At 62.7% G+C, this 20,199-nt stretch carries 18 protein-coding genes; 10 read left to right on the top strand and 8 right to left on the bottom strand.

Annotation, left to right across the window (positions count from 1 at the left end; genetic code table 11):
- Positions 1–33: 33 nt before the first annotated feature.
- The 3 genes from hisG (at position 34) to VM99_19860 (ending at position 3,184) form a co-directional block, all read left to right on the top strand.
- Complete coding sequence (hisG, locus tag VM99_19870) at positions 34–669, top strand: ATP phosphoribosyltransferase catalytic subunit (protein AKK00223.1); 636 nt, start codon at positions 34–36, stop codon at positions 667–669.
- A gap of 122 nt (positions 670–791) precedes the next feature.
- Positions 792–2,135 (top strand): histidinol dehydrogenase, encoded by a 1,344-nt coding sequence (locus tag VM99_19865; protein ID AKK00222.1) that lies wholly within the window; start codon positions 792–794, stop codon positions 2,133–2,135.
- Complete coding sequence (locus VM99_19860; GenBank protein ID AKK00221.1) at positions 2,132–3,184, top strand: histidinol-phosphate aminotransferase; 1,053 nt, start codon at positions 2,132–2,134, stop codon at positions 3,182–3,184. The genes VM99_19865 and VM99_19860 overlap by 4 nt, the downstream gene beginning before the upstream one ends.
- Positions 3,185–3,241: 57 nt before the next feature.
- Here VM99_19860 and VM99_19855 read toward each other — a convergent pair whose 3' ends face one another.
- The 3 genes from VM99_19855 to VM99_19845 all read right to left on the bottom strand — a co-directional run bounded on the left by VM99_19855 (position 3,242) and on the right by VM99_19845 (position 7,494).
- Entirely contained in the window at positions 3,242–3,961 is a 720-nt protein-coding gene (locus VM99_19855) for a nickel ABC transporter substrate-binding protein (GenBank protein ID AKK00220.1), read from the bottom strand.
- A 12-nt stretch (positions 3,962–3,973) separates the two neighbouring features.
- Positions 3,974–6,079 (bottom strand): TonB-dependent receptor, encoded by a 2,106-nt coding sequence (locus tag VM99_19850; GenBank protein ID AKK00219.1) that lies wholly within the window; start codon positions 6,077–6,079, stop codon positions 3,974–3,976.
- A gap of 254 nt (positions 6,080–6,333) precedes the next feature.
- A complete protein-coding gene (locus tag VM99_19845; protein AKK00218.1) occupies positions 6,334–7,494 on the bottom strand; it encodes a 2-alkenal reductase in 1,161 nt (386 codons plus the stop codon).
- A 104-nt stretch (positions 7,495–7,598) separates the two neighbouring features.
- Between VM99_19845 and VM99_19840 the strand changes: the two genes are divergently transcribed.
- From VM99_19840 to VM99_19825, 4 genes are all read left to right on the top strand, one after another.
- Complete coding sequence (locus VM99_19840) at positions 7,599–8,357, top strand: metal-binding protein (protein AKK00217.1); 759 nt, start codon at positions 7,599–7,601, stop codon at positions 8,355–8,357.
- Between the two features lie 267 nt (positions 8,358–8,624).
- The gene (locus VM99_19835) at positions 8,625–9,542 is read left to right on the top strand and encodes a sulfate adenylyltransferase subunit 2 (protein AKK00216.1); all 918 of its coding nucleotides are present in this window, start codon (positions 8,625–8,627) and stop codon (positions 9,540–9,542) included.
- 104 nt (positions 9,543–9,646) lie between these two features.
- Positions 9,647–9,988 carry a S23 ribosomal protein gene (locus VM99_19830; GenBank protein ID AKK00215.1) on the top strand — a complete coding sequence of 114 codons (342 nt, stop codon included), beginning with the start codon at positions 9,647–9,649 and terminating at the stop codon, positions 9,986–9,988.
- Positions 9,989–10,041: 53 nt separating this feature from the next.
- The gene (locus VM99_19825; GenBank protein ID AKK00214.1) at positions 10,042–11,940 is read left to right on the top strand and encodes an adenylylsulfate kinase; all 1,899 of its coding nucleotides are present in this window, start codon (positions 10,042–10,044) and stop codon (positions 11,938–11,940) included.
- Between the two features lie 183 nt (positions 11,941–12,123).
- On the opposite strand, the gene VM99_19820 is transcribed toward VM99_19825, so the two are convergent.
- From VM99_19820 to VM99_19810, 3 genes are all read right to left on the bottom strand, one after another.
- Positions 12,124–13,032 carry an acyltransferase gene (locus VM99_19820; protein ID AKK00213.1) on the bottom strand — a complete coding sequence of 303 codons (909 nt, stop codon included), beginning with the start codon at positions 13,030–13,032 and terminating at the stop codon, positions 12,124–12,126.
- Complete coding sequence (locus VM99_19815) at positions 13,033–15,132, bottom strand: phosphate acetyltransferase (GenBank protein ID AKK00212.1); 2,100 nt, start codon at positions 15,130–15,132, stop codon at positions 13,033–13,035.
- A 61-nt stretch (positions 15,133–15,193) separates the two neighbouring features.
- Positions 15,194–15,502, bottom strand: a complete 309-nt coding sequence (locus VM99_19810; GenBank protein AKK00211.1) for a pressure-regulated protein — start codon at positions 15,500–15,502, stop codon at positions 15,194–15,196.
- Between VM99_19810 and VM99_19805 the strand changes: the two genes are divergently transcribed.
- From VM99_19805 to VM99_19795, 3 genes are all read left to right on the top strand, one after another.
- The gene (locus VM99_19805; protein ID AKK00210.1) at positions 15,501–15,986 is read left to right on the top strand and encodes a peptidylprolyl isomerase; all 486 of its coding nucleotides are present in this window, start codon (positions 15,501–15,503) and stop codon (positions 15,984–15,986) included. The genes VM99_19810 and VM99_19805 overlap by 2 nt on opposite strands.
- A gap of 115 nt (positions 15,987–16,101) precedes the next feature.
- Complete coding sequence (locus tag VM99_19800; protein ID AKK00209.1) at positions 16,102–16,584, top strand: glutathione peroxidase; 483 nt, start codon at positions 16,102–16,104, stop codon at positions 16,582–16,584.
- A gap of 241 nt (positions 16,585–16,825) precedes the next feature.
- Positions 16,826–17,929, top strand: coding sequence for a 1,2-oxophytodienoate reductase (locus VM99_19795; protein AKK00208.1), 1,104 nt, complete (start codon positions 16,826–16,828; stop codon positions 17,927–17,929).
- Between the two features lie 135 nt (positions 17,930–18,064).
- On the opposite strand, the gene VM99_19790 is transcribed toward VM99_19795, so the two are convergent.
- Positions 18,065–19,264: a glycoside hydrolase gene (locus tag VM99_19790; protein ID AKK00207.1), complete on the bottom strand. Its 1,200-nt coding sequence runs from the start codon at positions 19,262–19,264 to the stop codon at positions 18,065–18,067.
- Positions 19,265–19,301: 37 nt separating this feature from the next.
- Complete coding sequence (locus tag VM99_19785; GenBank protein AKK00206.1) at positions 19,302–20,060, bottom strand: cysteine biosynthesis protein CysZ; 759 nt, start codon at positions 20,058–20,060, stop codon at positions 19,302–19,304.
- Between the last annotated feature and the right edge of the window lie 139 nt (positions 20,061–20,199).

Raw genomic sequence — 20,199 nt, 5'->3', positions numbered from 1 at the left:
GCACGAGTACCTTGATAAGGACTGACGCTTTCCATGTTGACCATCGCACTGTCCAAGGGCCGTATCCTTGACGACACCCTGCCGCTTCTGGCTGAAGCGGGCATCGTGCCGACCGAGAATCCGGACAAGAGCCGCAAGCTGATCATCCCCACGACCCAGGCCGACGTGCGCTTGCTGATCGTGCGTGCCACTGATGTGCCAACCTACGTTGAACATGGCGCGGCCGACCTGGGCGTTGCCGGCAAGGACGTGCTGATGGAATACGGCGGCCAGGGCCTGTACGAGCCCCTGGACCTGCAAATCGCCCGTTGCAAGCTGATGACCGCCGGTAAAGTCGGCGCGCCGCAGCCCAAGGGGCGCCTGCGGGTGGCGACCAAATTCGTCAACATTGCCAAGCGCTACTACGCCGAGCAAGGGCGCCAGGTCGATATCATCAAGCTGTACGGTTCGATGGAACTGGCGCCGCTGATCGGCCTTGCGGACAAGATCATCGACGTGGTCGACACCGGTAATACCCTGCGGGCCAACGGCCTGGAGCCCCAGGATTTCATCGCGGACATCAGCTCCCGGCTGATCGTCAACAAGGCTTCGATGAAAATGCAGCACGCCCGTATCCAGGCTTTGATCGATACCCTGCGCAAGGCAGTGGAATCGCGACACCGCGGCTGATACACCTGCGCGACTTCGGTCGCGCCCGTCTATCCGTGTCATAGCCAATTTTCTCAGGTGCCCACGCGAATGGACTGGTAGCTTAGGGCGCCTGAGCATTTGCCATTAATGAGGCCCTCGCTATGACCGCTCCCACTTCGATTCGCCGACTCAACGCTGCCGATCCGGATTTCGCACATCATCTGGATCATCTGCTGAGCTGGGAAAGTGTGTCAGACGACTCGGTCAACCAGCGGGTGCTGGACATCATCAAGGCGGTGCGCGAGCGTGGCGATGCCGCGTTGGTGGAGTTCACCCAGAAGTTCGACGGCCTGCAAGCGGCGTCCATGGCTGACCTGATCCTGCCGCGCGAGCGCCTGGAGCTGGCCCTGACCCGGATCACCGTGGCCCAGCGCGAAGCCCTGGAAAAAGCCGCCTCCCGGGTACGCGACTATCACGAACGGCAAAAGCAGGACTCCTGGACCTACACCGAGGCCGATGGCACGGTGCTGGGCCAGAAGGTCACGCCGCTGGACCGTGCCGGCCTGTACGTACCGGGTGGCAAGGCGTCCTATCCATCGTCGGTGCTGATGAACGCCATCCCGGCCAAGGTCGCGGGCGTGGCCGAAGTGGTGATGGTGGTGCCGACCCCGCGCGGTGAAATCAACGAGCTGGTGTTGGCGGCTGCTTGCATCGCCGGGGTGGACCGGGTGTTCACCATCGGCGGCGCCCAGGCCGTGGCTGCGTTGGCCTATGGCACCGAAAGCGTGCCGCGGGTCGACAAGGTGGTCGGGCCGGGCAACATCTATGTCGCCACTGCCAAGCGTCACGTGTTCGGCCAGGTGGGCATCGACATGATCGCCGGTCCTTCGGAGATCCTCGTGGTGTGCGACGGCCAGACCGACCCGGACTGGATCGCCATGGACCTGTTCTCCCAGGCCGAGCACGACGAAGACGCCCAGGCGATCCTGGTCAGCCCCGACGCCGAGTTCCTCGACAAGGTCGCCGCCAGCATCGACAAGCTGCTGCCGACCATGGACCGCGCCGAGATCATCAACACCTCGATCAACGGCCGTGGCGCGCTGATCAAGGTCGATGACATGGAGCAGGCCATCGAGGTCGCCAACCGCATCGCTCCGGAACACCTGGAGTTGTCGGTCGCCGATCCGCAGGCCTGGTTGCCGAAGATCCGTCACGCCGGCGCGATCTTCATGGGCCGCCACACCAGCGAAGCCTTGGGCGACTACTGCGCAGGGCCCAACCACGTACTGCCGACGTCCGGTACCGCACGCTTCTCGTCGCCGCTGGGGGTGTATGACTTCCAGAAGCGTTCGTCGATCATTTTCTGCTCCGAGCAGGGTGCGTCCGAGCTGGGCAAGACGGCTTCCGTGCTGGCCCGTGGCGAATCGCTGAGCGCCCACGCCCGCAGCGCCGAGTACCGCATTGTCGATGAGCTTTCCAGTGAAGGGCAGGGGAAACTGAAATGAGTAAATTCTGGAGCCCGTTCGTCAAGGACCTGGTGCCCTACGTGCCGGGCGAGCAACCGAAGCTGACCCGACTGGTCAAGCTCAACACCAACGAGAACCCGTACGGGCCGTCGCCCAAGGCGCTCGCGGCGATGCAGGCCGAGTTGAACGACAACCTGCGCTTGTACCCCGACCCCAACAGTGACCAGTTGAAGAGTGCCGTGGCCCGCTACTACGGGGTACAGGGGAACCAGGTGTTCCTCGGCAACGGTTCGGACGAAGTGTTGGCGCACATCTTTCACGGCCTGCTGCAACACGACCAGCCGATCCTGTTCCCGGACATCAGCTACAGCTTCTATCCGGTGTACTGCGGGCTATACGGCATCTCGTTCGATGCGGTGCCGCTGGACGCGCAGTTCCGGATCGATCCGGCGGACTATGCCAAGCCGAACGGCGGGATCATCTTCCCTAATCCGAACGCCCCGACTGGTTGCCTGCTGGCACTGGACGCGGTGGAGCAGATCCTCAAGGCCAACCCGGCATCGGTGGTGGTGGTCGATGAAGCCTACATCGACTTCGGTGGCGAAACGGCCATCGGCCTGGTGGACCGCTACCCGAACCTGCTGGTCACCCAGACGCTGTCCAAATCCCGTTCCTTGGCGGGGTTGCGGGTGGGCCTGGCGGTGGGGCATCCGGACCTGATCGAAGCGCTGGAGCGGATCAAGAACAGCTTCAACTCCTACCCGCTGGATCGCCTGGCGAATGTCGGCGGCGCAGCGGCGTTCGACGACCGCGAGTATTTCGAGCAGACCTGCCGCCTGGTCATCGAGCACCGCGAATGGGTGGTGGCGCAGCTGCAGGCCAAGGGTTTTGAAGTGCTGCCGTCGGCGGCCAACTTCATCTTCGCTCGCCACCCTCGGCATGATGCGGCGGGTCTGGCGGCCAAACTGCGGGAGCAGGGCGTCATCGTGCGGCACTTCAAGCAGGAGCGGATCGCCCAGTTCCTGCGGATCAGCATCGGTACCCCGGAGCAGAACCAGGCGCTGATCGACGGCTTGGGCGAACTCTAAAGCCTTAGGTCGGCCCTGTGGGAGCAGGCTTGCTCCCACAGGTTGTACATCAAGGCCTCATTCGTGATGGGGCTCGCCGAGAAAGGTCAGTGAGGTGAAAACACCACGGGTGGCAGCGTCCTGGTCGTCCGTGAGCGGGACCTCCATCTGGGCGGCGATGACATTCAACCCTTCGTTACGCACCAGTACCGTAGCCCGGCCGTCGGCGTCTGTTTCGGTGGATACAGTGTTCGGCGCGCTGCGGTAGTCGCCCACCAGCTTCACCCCGGCCGCCGGTTTTCCATCCAGCCACACCTGCACCGGTAGCGACTGGCCGGGGCCGACCGTCAGCGGATCGACTTGGGGCCGGATCAGGAACTTGATCGACTCCAGCTTCGGCAGCTTTGCCCCCGGTTGGTAGATGGCCAGGCTGTACTTGAAGGTGTGGGTCGACGCGATTGCCCCCGGTACTTTGCTGCGTCCTTCATTGACCCAGCGCTGGTCGGCCGTCTGCGACCACGGGCCGTTGTCCAGTGCCACCGCCAACACCGCCGGCGGCTTGAGCGGTTGCAGGCGGGCGTGGTCGGGCAGGCGTTGCACCGTGACGGGGATCATTTTGCCGGCGAGGTCATAAGCCCAGGCACCGCTGATTTTCTGGGCCTTGAACGCGTTGTCCTCGGCGCCATGGCCGTAGACCACTTCGATGTTGCCACGCCGTTGTTCGGTCCACAAACCATGGGCCGAAGCCTGTGTTGCCAGGAGCAGGCCGAGCAGGGCGATTGTCTTGGGGTGTTTCATGCGGGGGTTCCTTTACAGATCGAGGGTGAGGCTGACGGTGAAGTTGCGCGGCTCGCCGGGGTTGACCCAATAGTTGCTGTAGGCGCGTTCGTAGTATTTTTCGTCGAAGACGTTGTTCAGGTTCAGACCCACGGTGACGGTCTCGCTGGCCTTGTAATGCGCCAGCAGGTCCACGGTGTGGTAGGCCGGCAATTGGAAGTCGCCGCCGGCTTCGCCTGAGCGATCGCCGACGTAGGTGAACGCCGCACCGACGTCCGAGCCCCGCAGTCGCCCATCCTGGAACTCATACACCCCCAGCAGGCTGCCGCTGCGCTTGGCAACGCCGAGGATCCGGCTGCCGGTGGGAATGGCTTCGTCACCTCGGGTCACTTCGGCATCGATGTAGGCGAAGGCGCCGATCACCCGGATGGCGTCGGTCAACTGCCCGGTAACTTGCAGATCGATGCCCTGACTGCGGGCCTTGCCCATGGCACGGCTGGTGTCGGTGCCCGGGTCGAGGGCCAGGACGTTTTCCTTTTCGATATGGAACGCCGCCAGGGTGGTGCTCAGGCGACCTTCGAACAACTCGCTCTTGAGCCCGACTTCATAGCCGGTGCCTTCCTCGGGGTTGAAAGATTTTCCCTGGGCATCCAGGCCGTTGTTGGGCTTGAACGAAGTGGATGCATTGGCGAACAACCCGACTTCAGGTGTCAGTTGGTACAACAGGCCGGCCCGTTGCGTCAGGGCGTCGTGGCGTTGGCGCCGGGTGACGCGCGTGGTGTGATCGTCGATGTGCTGTTCGAAGTGCTCGTAGCGCATGCCGATCATGCCCCGCAACCGGTCGGTGAAGACGATCTGGTCCTGGAGGCTCAGCGCGCGGCTTTGCACGCGTTCGAAGAAGTCCGTGCCGGTGCGCAGCCCGTTGGGTTTTGGCTGACCGTAGACGGGGTGGTAGAGGTCGATGGGGTAAGCGCCCCCGTTGACGGTGGTGACGCGTTCGTTCTTGCGATAATCCTCGTACTCGCCGCCGATCAGCAGTTCATGCTGCCAGGGCCCGAGGTCGAACAGGCCGCGCAGTTCCAACTGGGTGATGCTGTCATGCCAGTCGTTGTCCCGCTCGCGGTAGCGGCGATTGACGGTGTGGCCGTCGGCATTCAGCGGGCGTGCTTCGGAGGCAAAGCCCCAGAGTTCGCCTTGCTTGTAATGACTGGCCAGGCGCACTTGCCACGCGTCGTTGAGCTGATGTTCGAGGGCGGCCTGGAGCATGTTGTTGTGGTTGTCGATGTCACCGTCGTTGGGTTCGCCCAGGAAAGTCGAGCGCGAAACGCCACTCCAGCGATTGTCCGGGGCGACGATGCCGCGGTCGAAGGTCGAACGGTGGCGCACGATTTCACTTTCCAGCAGCAAGCGGGTGTCGGGGTTCAGTTGCCAACTGAGCGTGGGGGCGACGAACACCCGCTGGCCGTCGACGTGGTCGCGAAAGCTGTGGTTGTCCTCGATCGCCAGATTGACCCGCGACAACAGGTTGCCCTCGGCATCCAGCGGTTTGTTGACGTCCAGCGCGGTGCGGTAGCGATCCCAACTGCCGGCGCTGGCTTGCAGGGTGGTGAAGGCGTCTGGCTGGGGCTTTTTGGTGACGATGTTCACCGTGCCGCCGGGATCGCCGCGTCCATACAGGCTCGCCGCCGGGCCTTTGAGCACTTCGATGCGTTCGATGTTGGCCGTGTCTGGTGTGCTTGGGTAACCCCGGTTGGCGCTGAAGCCGTCCTTGTAGAACTCCGAGGTGGTGAAGCCGCGCACGCTGTATTCGTAGAGCGTCAGGCCACCGAAGTTGTTCTGTTTCGACACGCCCCCCGCATATTCCAACGCCCGCTCCACCTGGGTGCTGCCCAGGTCCTTGAGCACGCTGGCGGGAATCACACTGATCGATTGGGGGATGTCGCGCAGGGCCGTGTCGGTTTTGGTGGCGCTGGCCGAGCGAGTGGCACGATAGCCCTTGACGGGGCCGGAGGGCGATTCGTAATCGGACGTGACGCTGATGGCGTCCAGTTCCAGGGGCTGGGGTTCTTCAGCGAGGGCTGGATCGCCCAACAGGCCGAAGGCCAGGCTGACGAAAGAAATCCGTTTTAAAGATGACATGTTATGTTGTTCCAATTTCCTTAATTGAAACAATATAACACTACTAATGAGAATTTATGCTATCCATGATTTAACACGAAATCGCAAGCTGCCAGGTTCTTCGTGGCGAGGGAGCTTGCTCCCGTTGGGCTACGAAGCAGCCCGGGAGGCCATACGATCAGTCTGAGGGTTCAAGGGGGCTGCTGCGCAGCCCAACGGGGATGAATCCCCTCGCCACAGATAACTCCCCTCGCCACAAAGGGGATTTGAGCGGGCTACTGCTCTTCTTTGACGGCCACTGGCGCGGGCGGTGGGCGCAGGCCGATTTCGGCGGTGAGCTTGAGCTCCTTGCCGTTGCGCATCACCTGGATGGTGACTTTGTCGGTGGGCTTGATCCGCGCCACCTGGTTCATCGAGCGGCGGCCGTCGCCGGCCGGTTCGCCGTCGATGCTCAGGATCACGTCACCCAGTTGCAAGCCGGCCTTCTGCGCCGGGCCGTCGCGGAAAATCCCCGCGACCACGATGCCTGGCCGTCCCGACAAGCCGAAGGACTCCGCCAATTCCTGGGTCAGTGGCTGGACTTCGATGCCCAGCCAGCCGCGAATCACCTGGCCGTGTTCGATGATGGACTTCATCACTTCCATCGCCAGTTTCACCGGGATCGCGAAGCCAATGCCCTGGCTGCCGCCGGACTTGGAGAAGATCGCCGTGTTGATCCCCGTGAGGTTGCCGTTGGCGTCCACCAGCGCGCCGCCGGAGTTGCCGGGGTTGATGGCGGCATCGGTCTGGATGAAGTCTTCGTAGTTGTTCAGGCCCAGCTGGTTGCGGCCGGTGGCGCTGATGATGCCCATGGTCACGGTCTGGCCGACCCCGAACGGGTTGCCGATGGCCAGGGCGACGTCGCCGATGCGGATGCTGTCGGAACGGCCGATGGTGATGGCCGGCAGGTTCTTCAGGTCGATCTTCAGCACCGCGAGATCGGTTTCCGGGTCGCTGCCGATCACGCGGGCCAGGGTTTCGCGGCCATCCTTGAGGGCGACCACGATCTGGTCGGCGCCGCTGGTCACGTGGTTGTTGGTCAGCAGGTAGCCTTCGGGACTCATGATCACGCCCGAGCCCAGGCTCGACTCCATGCGCTTCTGCTTGGGCGAGTTATCACCGAAGAAGCGCCGGAACTGCGGGTCCTCGAACAGCGGGTGGCTGGGCTTGTTGATGACCTTGGTGGTGTACAGGTTGACCACCGCCGGCGCCGCGGTGGTGACGGCGTCTGCATAGGACACCGGGCCCTGCAACAGGGTCTTGGGTTGCGGCGCCTGCTGCAGGTTGACATCGAGGCTCGGCAGGCCGACCCATTCCGGGTAGCGCTGGATAATCAATAGAGCGACAAGCACGCCGGCCAACAGCGGCCAGCCGGAAAAACGCAGCGCCTTGAGCATTAAGCATGTCCTACAAAGGTTGCAGGCGGTATGGGACCGCCCATAATGTCGCGCATTATACGAGGCCGCGCGCGCCTCTGAACGGGATATTTAGGAGTCTTTTCATGGCCGTCGCCCTGAGCACCCTGGTCGAAGAAGCGGACCGCTACCTGGCAAGCAACAGGATTGCCGATTATTGCCCCAACGGCCTGCAGGTTGAAGGCGCGCCCCAGGTGATGCGCATTGTCAGCGGTGTCACGGCCAGCCAGGCGTTGCTCGAGGCGGCCGTGGAAGCCAGCGCCGACCTGGTGCTGGTGCACCACGGTTACTTCTGGAAGGGCGAGAACCCCTGCGTCACGGGCATGAAGCAGCGTCGCTTGAAAACCCTGCTCAAGCACGACATCAGCCTGCTGGCCTATCACTTGCCCCTGGACCTGCACCCGGAGGTCGGCAACAACGTGCAACTGGCTCGCCAACTGGATATCACGGTCGAGGGGCCGCTGGACCCGGACAACCCCAAGGTCGTCGGCCTGGTGGGCTCCCTGGCCGAGCCCATGACCGCCCGGGATTTCGCCCGCAAGGTCCAGGAGGCCATGGGCCGCGAACCCCTGCTGATCGAAGGTGAGTCGATGATCCGGCGAGTCGGCTGGTGCACCGGTGGTGGCCAGGGCTATATCGATCAGGCGGTGCTGGCCGGGGTTGACCTGTACCTCAGCGGCGAAGCCTCGGAGCAGACCTTCCACAGCGCCCGGGAAAACGGCATCAGCTTCATCGCCGCCGGCCATCATGCGACCGAGCGCTACGGCGTCCAGGCCTTGGGCGACTACCTGGCGCGCCGGTTTGCCCTGGAGCACATCTTCGTAGATTGCCCGAATCCGATCTGACAGTTTGTAACCCCTGTTGAAGCGCGCTTGTGTGGGAGCGGGCTTGCTCGCGAAGTCGCTATACCAGTCAACACTTCAGGCAACTGATCCACCGCCTTCGCGAGCAAGCCCGCTCCCACAAAGGTTCATGCAACACCCGAACAGCCAGGCATATCCATATGCTGTTTCGATCTAGTTGGCGCCCTGATTAGAAGAGGTCGCTGTGCTAGGATTCCCCGCTCGAACACGGCCCGCTGGCCGTTCATAAGATAGTTTTCGTGAGTAGCCATGGTCGACAAACTGACGCACCTGAAACAGCTGGAGGCGGAAAGCATCCACATCATCCGCGAGGTGGCCGCCGAGTTCGATAACCCGGTGATGCTGTACTCCATCGGCAAAGACTCCGCCGTAATGCTGCACCTGGCACGCAAGGCGTTTTTCCCTGGCAAGCTGCCGTTTCCGGTGATGCACGTCGATACCCGCTGGAAATTCCAGGAGATGTACAAGTTCCGCGATCGCATGGTCGAGGAAATGGGCCTGGACCTGATCACCCATGTGAACCCCGAGGGTGTGGCACAGGGCATCAACCCATTTACCCACGGCAGCGCCAAGCACACCGACATCATGAAGACCCAGGGCCTCAAGCAGGCGCTGGACAAGCATGGTTTCGACGCCGCGTTCGGCGGTGCCCGTCGCGACGAAGAGAAGTCCCGCGCCAAGGAGCGCGTCTACTCGTTCCGTGACAGCAAGCACCGCTGGGACCCGAAAAACCAGCGTCCGGAGCTGTGGAACGTCTACAACGGCAAGGTCAACAAAGGCGAGTCGATCCGCGTGTTCCCGCTGTCGAACTGGACCGAACTGGACATCTGGCAGTACATCTACCTCGAAGGCATCCCGATCGTGCCGCTGTACTTCGCCGCCGAGCGTGAAGTGATCGAGAAGAACGGCACCCTGATCATGATCGACGACGAGCGCATCCTCGAGCACCTTTCCGACGAGGACAAAGCCCGTATCGTCAAGAAGAAAGTGCGTTTCCGTACCCTTGGCTGCTACCCGTTGACGGGCGCGGTGGAGTCCGAGGCCGAAAGCCTGACGGACATCATTCAGGAAATGCTCCTGACGCGAACTTCCGAGCGCCAGGGCCGGGTCATCGACCACGATGGCGCAGGCTCGATGGAAGATAAGAAACGTCAGGGGTACTTTTAAGCTTCGAGTTACAAGCGGCAAGCTGCAAGTTAGAGGCGGTATGCGTAACTTCGCAGCTTGGTGCTTGCAGCCGGTTGTTGCGAGCCGCGATTGGGTGACTCGTAATGGATTTCGAGAAGTTGATTGTCTGGCAGCGAAGCAAATGTTTGGCGGTGGGGATTTATCGAGAGTTTGCGCGATGCGGGGATTTTGGATTCAAGGACCAAATCACCCGTTCTGCACTTTCAGTGCCTTCCAATGTTGCTGAAGGCATGGAGCGTCGGAGTTCCAAGGAAAAGATCCACTTTCTCTGGATGGCGAAGGCTTCTTGTGGAGAGTTGCGCACCCAGATCCTGATAGCCCGAGATATTGCTTACATTGCAGAACCACTGGCTGAAAATTGGATTAAAGAAACCCAAGAGCTCTCTAGGATGCTAGGCGGGTTGATCAATAAAATTTCTGACTAGCTGTACGCCGACAAGCTTGCCGCTTGAAGCTTACAGCTCGGAGCTTGAATGCAATGAGCCATCAATCTGATTTGATCAGCGAGGACATCCTCGCCTACCTGGGCCAGCACGAGCGCAAGGAACTGCTGCGCTTTCTGACCTGCGGCAACGTCGACGACGGCAAGAGCACCCTGATCGGGCGTCTGCTGCACGACTCCAAGATGATCTACGAAGATCACCTGGAAGCCATTACCCGCGATTCGAAGAAAGTCGGCACCACCGGCGACGACATCGACCTGGCGTTGCTGGTCGACGGCTTGCAGGCCGAGCGTGAGCAAGGCATCACCATCGACGTCGCGTACCGTTATTTCTCCACCGCCAAGCGCAAGTTCATCATCGCCGACACCCCCGGCCATGAGCAGTACACCCGCAACATGGCCACCGGTGCGTCCACCTGTGACCTGGCGATCATCCTGGTGGACGCGCGCTACGGCGTGCAGACCCAGACCCGTCGCCACAGCTTCATCGCCTCGTTGCTGGGCATCAAGCATATCGTCGTGGCCATCAACAAGATGGACCTCAAGGACTTCGACCAGGGCGTGTTCGAGTCGATCAAGGCCGACTACCTGCAGTTCGCCGAAGGCTTGAAGATGAAGCCCACGAGCATGCATTTCGTACCGATGTCGGCCCTCAAGGGCGACAACGTGGTGAACAAGTCCGAGCGCTCGCCGTGGTACACCGGCCAGTCGCTGATGGAAATCCTCGAGACCGTGGAAGTGGCGGGCGACCGTAACTTCACCGACCTGCGCTTCCCGGTGCAATACGTCAACCGTCCGAACCTGAACTTCCGCGGTTTCGCCGGCACCCTGGCCAGCGGCATCGTGCACAAGGGCGACGAAGTGGTGGTGTTGCCTTCGGGCAAGAGCAGCCGGGTCAAGTCCATCGTCACCTTCGAAGGTGAGCTGGAGCAGGCCGGTCCTGGCCAGGCGGTGACGCTGACCATGGAAGACGAGATCGACATCTCCCGCGGCGACCTGCTGGTGCATGCCGACAATGTGCCGCCAGTCACCGACAGCTTCGAAGCGATGCTGGTGTGGATGGCTGAAGAACCGATGCTGCCGGGCAAGAAATACGACATCAAGCGGGCCACCAGCTACGTGCCGGGCTCGATTGCCAGCATCGTCAACAAGGTGGACGTGAACACCCTGGAAGAGGGGCCGGCCAGCGCGTTGCAGCTCAACGAAATCGGCAAGGTGAAGATCGCCCTGGATGCACCGATCGCTCTGGACGGCTACGAAAGTAACCGCACCACCGGCGCGTTCATCGTCATCGATCGCCTGACCAACGGCACCGTCGGCGCCGGCATGATCGTGGCCCAGCCATTGGCCCACGGCAGCAGCACCCATCACGGCAAGCTGGCCCACGTGTCGGTGGAAGAGCGCGCCCAGCGTTTCGGCCAGAAGCCGGCCACCGTCCTGTTCAGTGGCCTGTCGGGCGCTGGCAAGAGCACGCTGGCCTATGCCGTGGAGCGCAAGCTGTTCGACTCGGGACGTGCGGTGTTCGTGCTCGACGGCCAGAACCTGCGTCACGACCTGAACAAGGGCCTGCCGCAAGACCGCGCCGGACGCACCGAGAATTGGCGTCGTGCGGCCCACGTCGCCCGTCAGTTCAACGAAGCCGGCCTGTTGACCCTGGCGGCGTTCGTGGCGCCGAGTGCCGAAGGGCGTGAGCAGGCCAAGGACCTGATCGGCAAGGAGCGTCTGCTGACGGTCTACGTCCAGGCCTCGCCGAGCGTGTGTGCCCAGCGTGACCCGCAAGGGCTGTATGCCGCCGCCGGCGACAACATCCCGGGCGAGTCCTTCCCGTATGACGTGCCGCTGGATGCCGACCTGGTGATCGACACCCAGGCACTGACCCTGGAAGAAAGCGTCAAGCAAGTGCTGGACCTGCTGCGCAGTCGCGGCGCGATCTGACACCGCGCTGGCCAACAAAAAGCCCGCCGATGAGCGATCATCGGCGGGCTTTTTTTGTTGTCTGGAGGGGTGCTATCGCGAGCAAGCTCGCTCCCACAGGGGATTGTCAGTGAATATAGAGTCGGCGTTCACACCGATCCCTGTGGGAGCGAGCTTGCTCGCGATGAGGCCAGTGCAGCCACCTCAAGACTTGGCGGAATGTTCCCGATGCATCTGTTCCAGCAACGCGTCCTTATCCTGCCACAGCTGGTTGATCCAGCCCTGGAACTCCAGGCGATACGCGCCGTCCAGGTCGTAGCTCTTGCCGATGAACTGGGGTGGGATCTTCAGTTCCTGGAAGTGCACGACCACCTCGGCAACGTTGCCGCACAGCAGGTCCCAATACCCCGGGCGACCGCCGGGGTAGTGGATGGTCACGTTGATGATCGACTCCAGTTGCTCACCCATGGCATCCAGCACGAACGCGATGCCGCCGGCCTTGGGCTTGAGCAGGTAGCGGAACGGTGACTGCTGCTGGGCATGCTTGCCTTCGGTGAAACGCGTGCCTTCGACAAAATTGAAAATACCCACCGGATTGTCGCGAAACTTCGCGCAGGTCTTGCGGGTGGTTTCCAGGTCCTTGCCTTTCTTTTCCGGGTACTTCTCCAAATAAGCCTTGGAGTAGCGCTTCATGAACGGAAACCCCAGCGCCCACCAGGCCAGACCGATCACTGGCACCCAGATCAGCTCCTGCTTGAGGAAGAACTTCAACGGACGCACACGACGGTTCAGCACGTACTGCAAGACCATGATGTCGACCCAGCTCTGGTGGTTGCTGGTGATCAGGTACGAGTGCTGGTAGTCCAGGCCCTCCAGGCCACTGAGGTGCCAGCGGGTGCGGCGCAGCAGGTTCATCCAGGCCTTGTTGTTGCTGATCCAGGCTTCATGGATATGGCTCATCAACCAGTCGGTGAAGCGCTGGGCGGCGGGGAAGGGCAGCAGCAACTTGAAGATCGCCACGATGAACAGCGGTGTGCAGCAGACAATGGTATTGAGGGCCAGCAGCAGCGAGGCGATGACGCCGCGTACCGGGGCAGGCAGGAAATCCAGCATTTAAATGTCCATGGGTCGGTTGGCGGCTTGGATCGCGGTCAGGGCGATGGTGTACACGATGTCGTCGACCTGGGCGCCGCGCGGCAAGTCGTTCACCGGCTTGCGCAGGCCTTGCAGCATCGGCCCGAGGCTGACGCAGTCGGCGCTGCGTTGTACGGCCTTGTGGGTGGTGTTGCCGGTGTTCAGGTCCGGGAAGATGAACACCGTCGCCCGGCCGGCCACCTGGCTATTGGGCGCCAGTTGCCGCGCCACGGTTTCGTTGGCGGCGGCGTCGTACTGCAGCGGGCCGTCGATCAGCAGGCCATGTTGCGCCTCGTGTGCCAACAGCGTGGCTTCGCGGACTTTCTCGACTTCCTCGCCACTGGCCGATTCGCCGCTGGAGTAACTGAGCATCGCCACCCGTGGCGTGATGCCGAACGCGGCGGCCGAGTCGGCGCTCTGCAGGGCGATCTCCGCCAGTTCCGCGGCACTGGGGTGCGGGTTCATCACGCAGTCGCCATAGACCAGCACTTCCTCGGGAAACAGCATGAAGAACACCGAGGACACCAGGGAGCAACCCGGCGCGGTCTTGATCAATTGCAGCGCCGGGCGGATGGTGTTGGCGGTGGAGTGGATGACGCCGGACACCAGCCCGTCCACTTCATCGAGCGCCAGCATCATGGTGCCGATCACCACGGTGTCTTCCAGTTGCTGCTCGGCCATTGGCGCGTTCAGGCTCTTGCTCTTGCGCAGTCGCACCATGGGCTCGACATAGCGCTCGCGGATCGAGTCCGGGTCGAGAATCTCCAGCCCCGGCGGCAGTTCGATGCCTTGGGCACGGGCCACGGCCTCGACGTCGGCCGGCTTGGCCAGCAGCACGCAGCGGGCGATGCCCCGGGCCTGGCAAATGGCGGCGGCCTGGACGGTCAGCGGCTCGCTGCCTTCGGGCAGGACGATGCGCTTGTTGGCGGCCTGGGCGCGCTGGATCAATTGGTAGCGGAACACGGCAGGCGACAGGCGCATCTCCCGTGGCGTGCCGCAGCGCTGGTGCAGCCAGTTGGCGTCCAGGTGGCTGGCGACGAAGTCGGTGATGATCTCGGCGCGCTCGCGGTCGTCGATCGGGATTTCCTTGTTCAGGCCGTTGAGCAGGTTGGCGGTGTCGTAGGAGCCGGTGCTCACCGACAGCACCGGCAGGCCGGCCTGCAAGGCGCCGCGACACAAGTCCATGATGCGTGGGTCGGGCAGGGTGTCGCTGGTCAGCAACAGGCCGGCCAGCGGCACGCCGTTGATGGCGGCCAGGCTCACCGCCAGGATGATGTCGTCGCGATCGCCGGGGGTGACCACCAGCACGCCGGGCTTGAGCAGTTCCACGGTGTTGCGCATGGTCCGGGCGCAAATGATGATGTTGCTCATGCGCCGGCTTTCGTAGTCGCCGGCATTGAGCACCTGCGCGCCCATCAGGTCGGCCACGTCGCGGGTACGCGGCGCATTGAGTTCCGGACGAAACGGGATGCAGCCCAGCAGGCGGAAATCGCCGCTGCGCAGCAGGGGAGAGTGTTCCTTGAGGCGGGCGGAGAAGGCGTCCATGCTTTCCTCGGTGCGGACCTTGTTCAGGATCACGCCGAGCACTTTCGGGTCTTTCGGCCCGCCGAACAGTTGCGCCTGCAACTCAACCCGGCCGGACAGCTCGGTCAGCACTTCGTTTTCCGGCGCCGAAACCAGGATGACTTCGGCGTCCAGGCTCTTGGCCAGGTGCAGGTTGACCCGGGCGGCGTAGCTGGCGTTGCGGGTCGGGACCATGCCTTCGACCACCAGCACGTCCTTGCCGATGGCGGCCTGCTGGTACAGGGTGATGATTTCTTCCAGCAGCTCATCGAGCTGGCCGTCGCCAAGCATGCGTTCGACGTGGGCCAGGCCCAGGGGTTGTGGCGGTTTCAGACCATGGGTGCGCGCCACCAGTTCGGTCGAGCGCTCCGGCCCGGTGTCGCCGGGGTGCGGCTGGGCAATGGGTTTGAAAAAGCCGACTTTCAACCCGGCCCGTTCGAGGGTACGCACCAGCCCGAGGCTGATGGAGGTCAGACCCACGCCAAAATCGGTGGGCGCGATAAAAAAAGTTTGCATGCGGGTTCTCTAAGGGTGCATGGCAAGGGCGAGGCCTATGTCTGGCCGTCTGCCGTGAAATTCAGTCGCCAAGGTTATCGCTAACGGGGGCCTGCGCGCACCAGCCGCAATCAAAGGGCTGGCCTATTTTTTCAATACGTTGCGCCGGGTCCAGGACCCAGGCCCGGGATTGCCAGGGCGGCTGGTGGCGCAGATGCTGGGTATGCCCGCAGGACAGCTCGGCCACCCAGTGCCCGTCCTCGTCCTGGTGGAAACCGCTGACCGTCGGTCTGGCCGCGCAGGTCCGTTTGTCCGGGTTCCGTTCGCTTTCGGGCAAATCCTTGTTTAGACTTGTCCGTTCTTCATTCTTATGCAAAAGGTCTCGCCCCATGCTGATCGCCGCCAATAAGGCTGTCTCCATCGACTATACCCTGACCAACGACGCTGGTGAGGTCATCGACAGCTCTGCCGGCGGCGCACCGCTGGTCTACCTGCACGGTGCAGGCAACATCATCCAGGGCCTGGAAAAAGCCCTGGAAGGTAAAACCACCGGTGACGAGCTGAACGTGACCGTCGAGCCGGAAGATGCCTATGGCGAGTACTCCGCCGAACTGGTCAGCACCCTGAGCCGCAGCATGTTCGAAGGCGTCGACGAGCTGGAAGTGGGCATGCAGTTCCACGCATCGGCCCCCGATGGCCAGATGCAGATCGTCACCATTCGCGATCTGGAAGGCGACGACGTGACTGTCGACGGCAACCACCCGCTGGCCGGCCAGCGCCTGAACTTCAAGGTCAAGGTCGTCGACATCCGTGACGCCAGCCAGGAAGAAGTGGCCCATGGTCACGTCCATGGCGAAGGTGGTCATCACCACTGATTTTCTGCGCTACGCTCAGAGAACTGAAAAGGCGCCGTGAGGCGCCTTTTTTGGTCGGTTGCTGTTAGCATCGACCGTGGCTGTTTCGAAAAGACCTGCAAACCTGGAGTTCGTCATGAGTGCTTTCCACGACCTTAAACTGAAAGCTCTGGATGGTCAGGAGCTTCCTCTGGCGCCGTTCAAGGGGCAAGTCGTGCTGGTGGTCAACGTCGCCTCCAAATGTGGCCTGACGCCTCAGTACGCCGCGTTGGAAAACCTCCACCAGCAATTCAAGGACCGGGGCTTCAGCGTACTGGGGCTGCCCTGCAACCAGTTCGCCGGGCAAGAACCCGGGACCGAGCAGGAGATCCAGGACTTCTGCAGCCTTAACTATGGCGTCACATTCCCGTTGTCCAGCAAGCTGGAAGTGAACGGTCATGACCGCCATCAGTTGTATCGCCTGCTGGCGGGCGAGGGTGCCGAGTTTCCCGGCGACATCACCTGGAACTTCGAGAAATTCCTGCTGGGTAAGGACGGCCGCGTGCTGGCCCGCTTCTCGCCGCGCACGGCGCCGGATGACCCCGCGGTGATCCAGGCCATCGAAAAAGCATTGGGTTGAAGCCCGGCCCCTGTGGCGAGGGAGCTTGCTCCCGCTCGGTTGCGCGGCAACCGCCAAAAAACGGGCGGCTACGCAGCCCAGCGGGAGCAAGCTCCCTCACCACGGGGTTCATGATTGAGTAAACCTCAGTGCTCCCTTCTGATCCTTAATCACTCCAATCAATAGTGCTACCCAGCCAGCGCCACGCTGCATATTATCCCCGTCATATTGACCTGCGACCTTGTCCCCGTGGAGTGCCCCCATGCCTGTAAAAGCCCTGTTCAAACCTTTCCACCTCGGCGCATTGGAGCTGCCGACCCGGGTCGTGATGGCGCCGATGACCCGTTCCTTCTCGCCGGGCGGGGTGCCGAATGCCAAGGTGGTCGAGTACTACCGCCGCCGCGCAGCCGCCGGCGTCGGCCTGATCATCACCGAGGGCACCACGGTCGGGCACAAGGCTTCCAACGGTTATCCCCACGTGCCGCATTTCTACGGTGACGCCGCGCTGGCCGGTTGGAAGCAGGTGGTCGACGCGGTACATGCCGAAGGTGGCAAGATCGTTCCGCAACTGTGGCATGTGGGCAGTGTGCGCCGCATCGGGACCGAGCCGGATGCCAGCGTGCCGGGCTACGGGCCGACCGAAAAACTCAAGGACGGCCAGGTGGTGGTCCATGGCATGACCCAGGCGGACATCGACGAGGTCGTTGCCGCATTCGCTCAGGCCGCGAAGGATGCCCAGGCCATCGGCATGGACGGTGTGGAGATCCACGGAGCCCATGGCTACCTGGTGGACCAGTTCTTCTGGGAGGGCAGCAACCAGCGTACCGACGGTTACGGTGGCAGCCTGGCCAACCGTTCGCGCTTCGCGATCGAGCTGATCCGTGCCGTGCGCGCGGCGGTGGGCGAGGGCTTCCCGATCATCTTCCGTTTTTCCCAATGGAAACAGCAGGACTACACCGCCCGCCTGGTGCAGACGCCGCAGGCGTTGGGCGAATTCCTCAAGCCGTTGTCCGACGCCGGCGTGGACATTTTCCACTGCTCGACGCGGCGTTTCTGGGAACCGGAATTCGAAGGCTCCGAGCTGAACCTGGCCGGCTGGACCCGCAAGCTCACCGGCAAGCCGACCATTACCGTGGGCAGCGTCGGCCTGGATGGCGAGTTCCTGCAGTTCATGGTCAACACCGACAAGGTCGCCCAGCCCGCCAGCCTGGAGAAGTTGCTGGAGCGCCTGAACAACGATGAGTTCGACCTGGTGGCGGTGGGGCGTGCGCTGCTGGTGGATCCGGACTGGGCGCAAAAAGTTCGCGACGGCCGCGAGCAGGAGATCCTGCCGTTCAGCCGCGAGGCGTTGATGACCTTGGTTTAAGGACTGACTGAACTGACGCTATCGCGAGCAAGCTCGCTCCCACACTGATCTCTGGCGGACACCTACCTTGTCCGCGACCAGGATCCCTTGTGGGAGCGAGCTCGCTCGCGATGGCGATCTGCACGGCACCTGGGACTAACGCATTGTCGAGGCGGCAGGTATCGCCTGCTCAGTCATGCAAGCCCCGCGCAACTGCGCCTCGAACTGCTCGATCACGGCCGTCCAACCCTGGCGGCTGGCATGCTGGCGGGCATTGAGCCTCACACAGCGCAAGTTCTCGCGACCCTCCAGCAGCCAACAGGCGGCCTCGCAGAACGCCTCTTCATCCCCTGGCATCGCCAGCACGCCGTTATAGCCGTGACGAATGTGCTGGGCCGCCGCGGCCTGGTCATAGGCCACCACGCCCAACCCGGACGCCAGCGCTTCGAGCACCACGTTGCCGAAGGTTTCGGTCAGGCTCGGGAAGACAAACAGGTCTCCCGAGGCATAGTGGCTGGCCAGCGTTTCGCCACGTTGCGAACCGCAGAAAATCGCCTCGGGCAGTGCCTGTTCCAGTTCGGCGCGTTGCGGGCCATCGCCGATCACCACCAGCTTCATCCGCCGCTCCGGGAATGTACTGCGCAGCCTGTCGAAACTGCGCTTGAGCAAGCCGAGGTTCTTCTCCGGCGCCAGGCGTCCGACATGAATCACTGCCATGTCGTCATCGCCCAGGCCCCAGGCCTCGCGCAGGCTGGCCGAGCGCTTTATCGGGTGAAACAGCTGGCTGTCCACACCCCGCGACAACAATGCCACGCGTTCGAAGTGCCGCCGTTCCAGCTCCAGGCGCTGGCTGAGGCTGGGGACGAGGGTCAGGTGGGAGCGGTTATGAAACCAGCGCAGGTAATGCGTGAGTACGCGGCTCAACAGCCCGAGCCCGTATTGCTGGGTGTACTGCTGGAAATTGGTGTGGAAACCACTGACCACCGCGATCCCCAAGCGCCGTGCCGCCCGCAACGCGGCTAGCCCAAGCGGGCCTTCGGTGGCGATGTACAGCACGTCGGGACGGTGACGTTTCCAGCGCCGCAGCAGCTTGTGCATCGACGCCTGGCCCCACTGCAGGCCCGGATAACCCGGCAACGGCCAGCCCCGGCACAACAGCAATTGCTCGTCACTGGCCTGGCGCTGGTCGTCGCCCTGGCGGGGACGGATCAGCTCGACCCGGTGCCCTCGGGCGCACAAACCGTCGTACAGACGGCCCAGGGTATTGGCCACACCATTGATTTCCGGCGGGAAGGTTTCAGTGATGAGGGTGATGTGCAGGTGTATGGTCATGACCCCAGTGTCGACCGGGGCCATGTCGTCATTGTGACGTCAGGATGATGGATTTGTGACCTTAAGGGACCTGCCGCGCCAACGCGGTTTCGGCCCCTTGCTCGCGCACCCAGAACAAGGTCGCCCCGGCCACGGCCGCCGGCATCATCAGGATGTTGACCACGGGGATCAGCAGCGCCAGGTACACGCTGCCGCCAAAGCCGAGGCTCTGCCAGCGCTTCTGCCGCAGCCAGGCGAGCATTTCGTTCCAGCCCAGCTTGTGGTTGTCCGCCGGGTAGTCGATGTACTGGATCGCCATCATCCACACCCCGAACAGCAGCCACAGCGGGGCGGCTACCAGGTTGACCACCGGAATGAACGACAGCACGAACAGCCCCAGGGCGCGGGGCAGGAAATAGCCGAGCTTGCGCGCCTCCCGGGCGAAGGTGCGAGGAACCATTGCGATCAGCTCACCCCAGCTTAATGCCGGGAAGTCATCGGTGCCACGGATGACCACCTCGACCTTTTCCGCGAGAAAACCGTTGAACGGCGCGGCGATGATGTTGGCGAGCAGGGTGAAGGTGAAGAACACCATCAGCACCACCAGTACCACGAACAACGGCCAGAGAATGTAGCTGAGGAAGCCCAGCCACTCCGGCAGCGAGGGCATCAGGGTGTCGACCCACAGGCTGAACTGGTGGCCGGCCAGGTAGATCAGCCCGACGAACAGCACCAGGTTGATGGCCAACGGCAACAGGACGAACAGGCGCAGGCCCGGGCTCAAGACCAGCTTGAGGCCTTCTTGCAGGTATTGCGGGCCGGACAGGACAGGGGCGGGCATGAGGAGCTCCGAACGAAGTTGATCGCGCCGACCTTACCGACTTTGTCTGGCGCGCGAAAGCGGCGACATGGCGTGTAACAACGTTTCAGGCCACAACCGCTGCTATTGGAGCGACCATTGCGAATAGAGCTCACCTATG

This window comes from Pseudomonas chlororaphis, assembly GCA_001023535.1.
GTDB lineage: Bacteria > Pseudomonadota > Gammaproteobacteria > Pseudomonadales > Pseudomonadaceae > Aquipseudomonas > Aquipseudomonas chlororaphis_E.
Note: the sequence above shows the minus strand (reverse complement) of the source record. Positions and strands in the feature narration are given on the sequence as shown.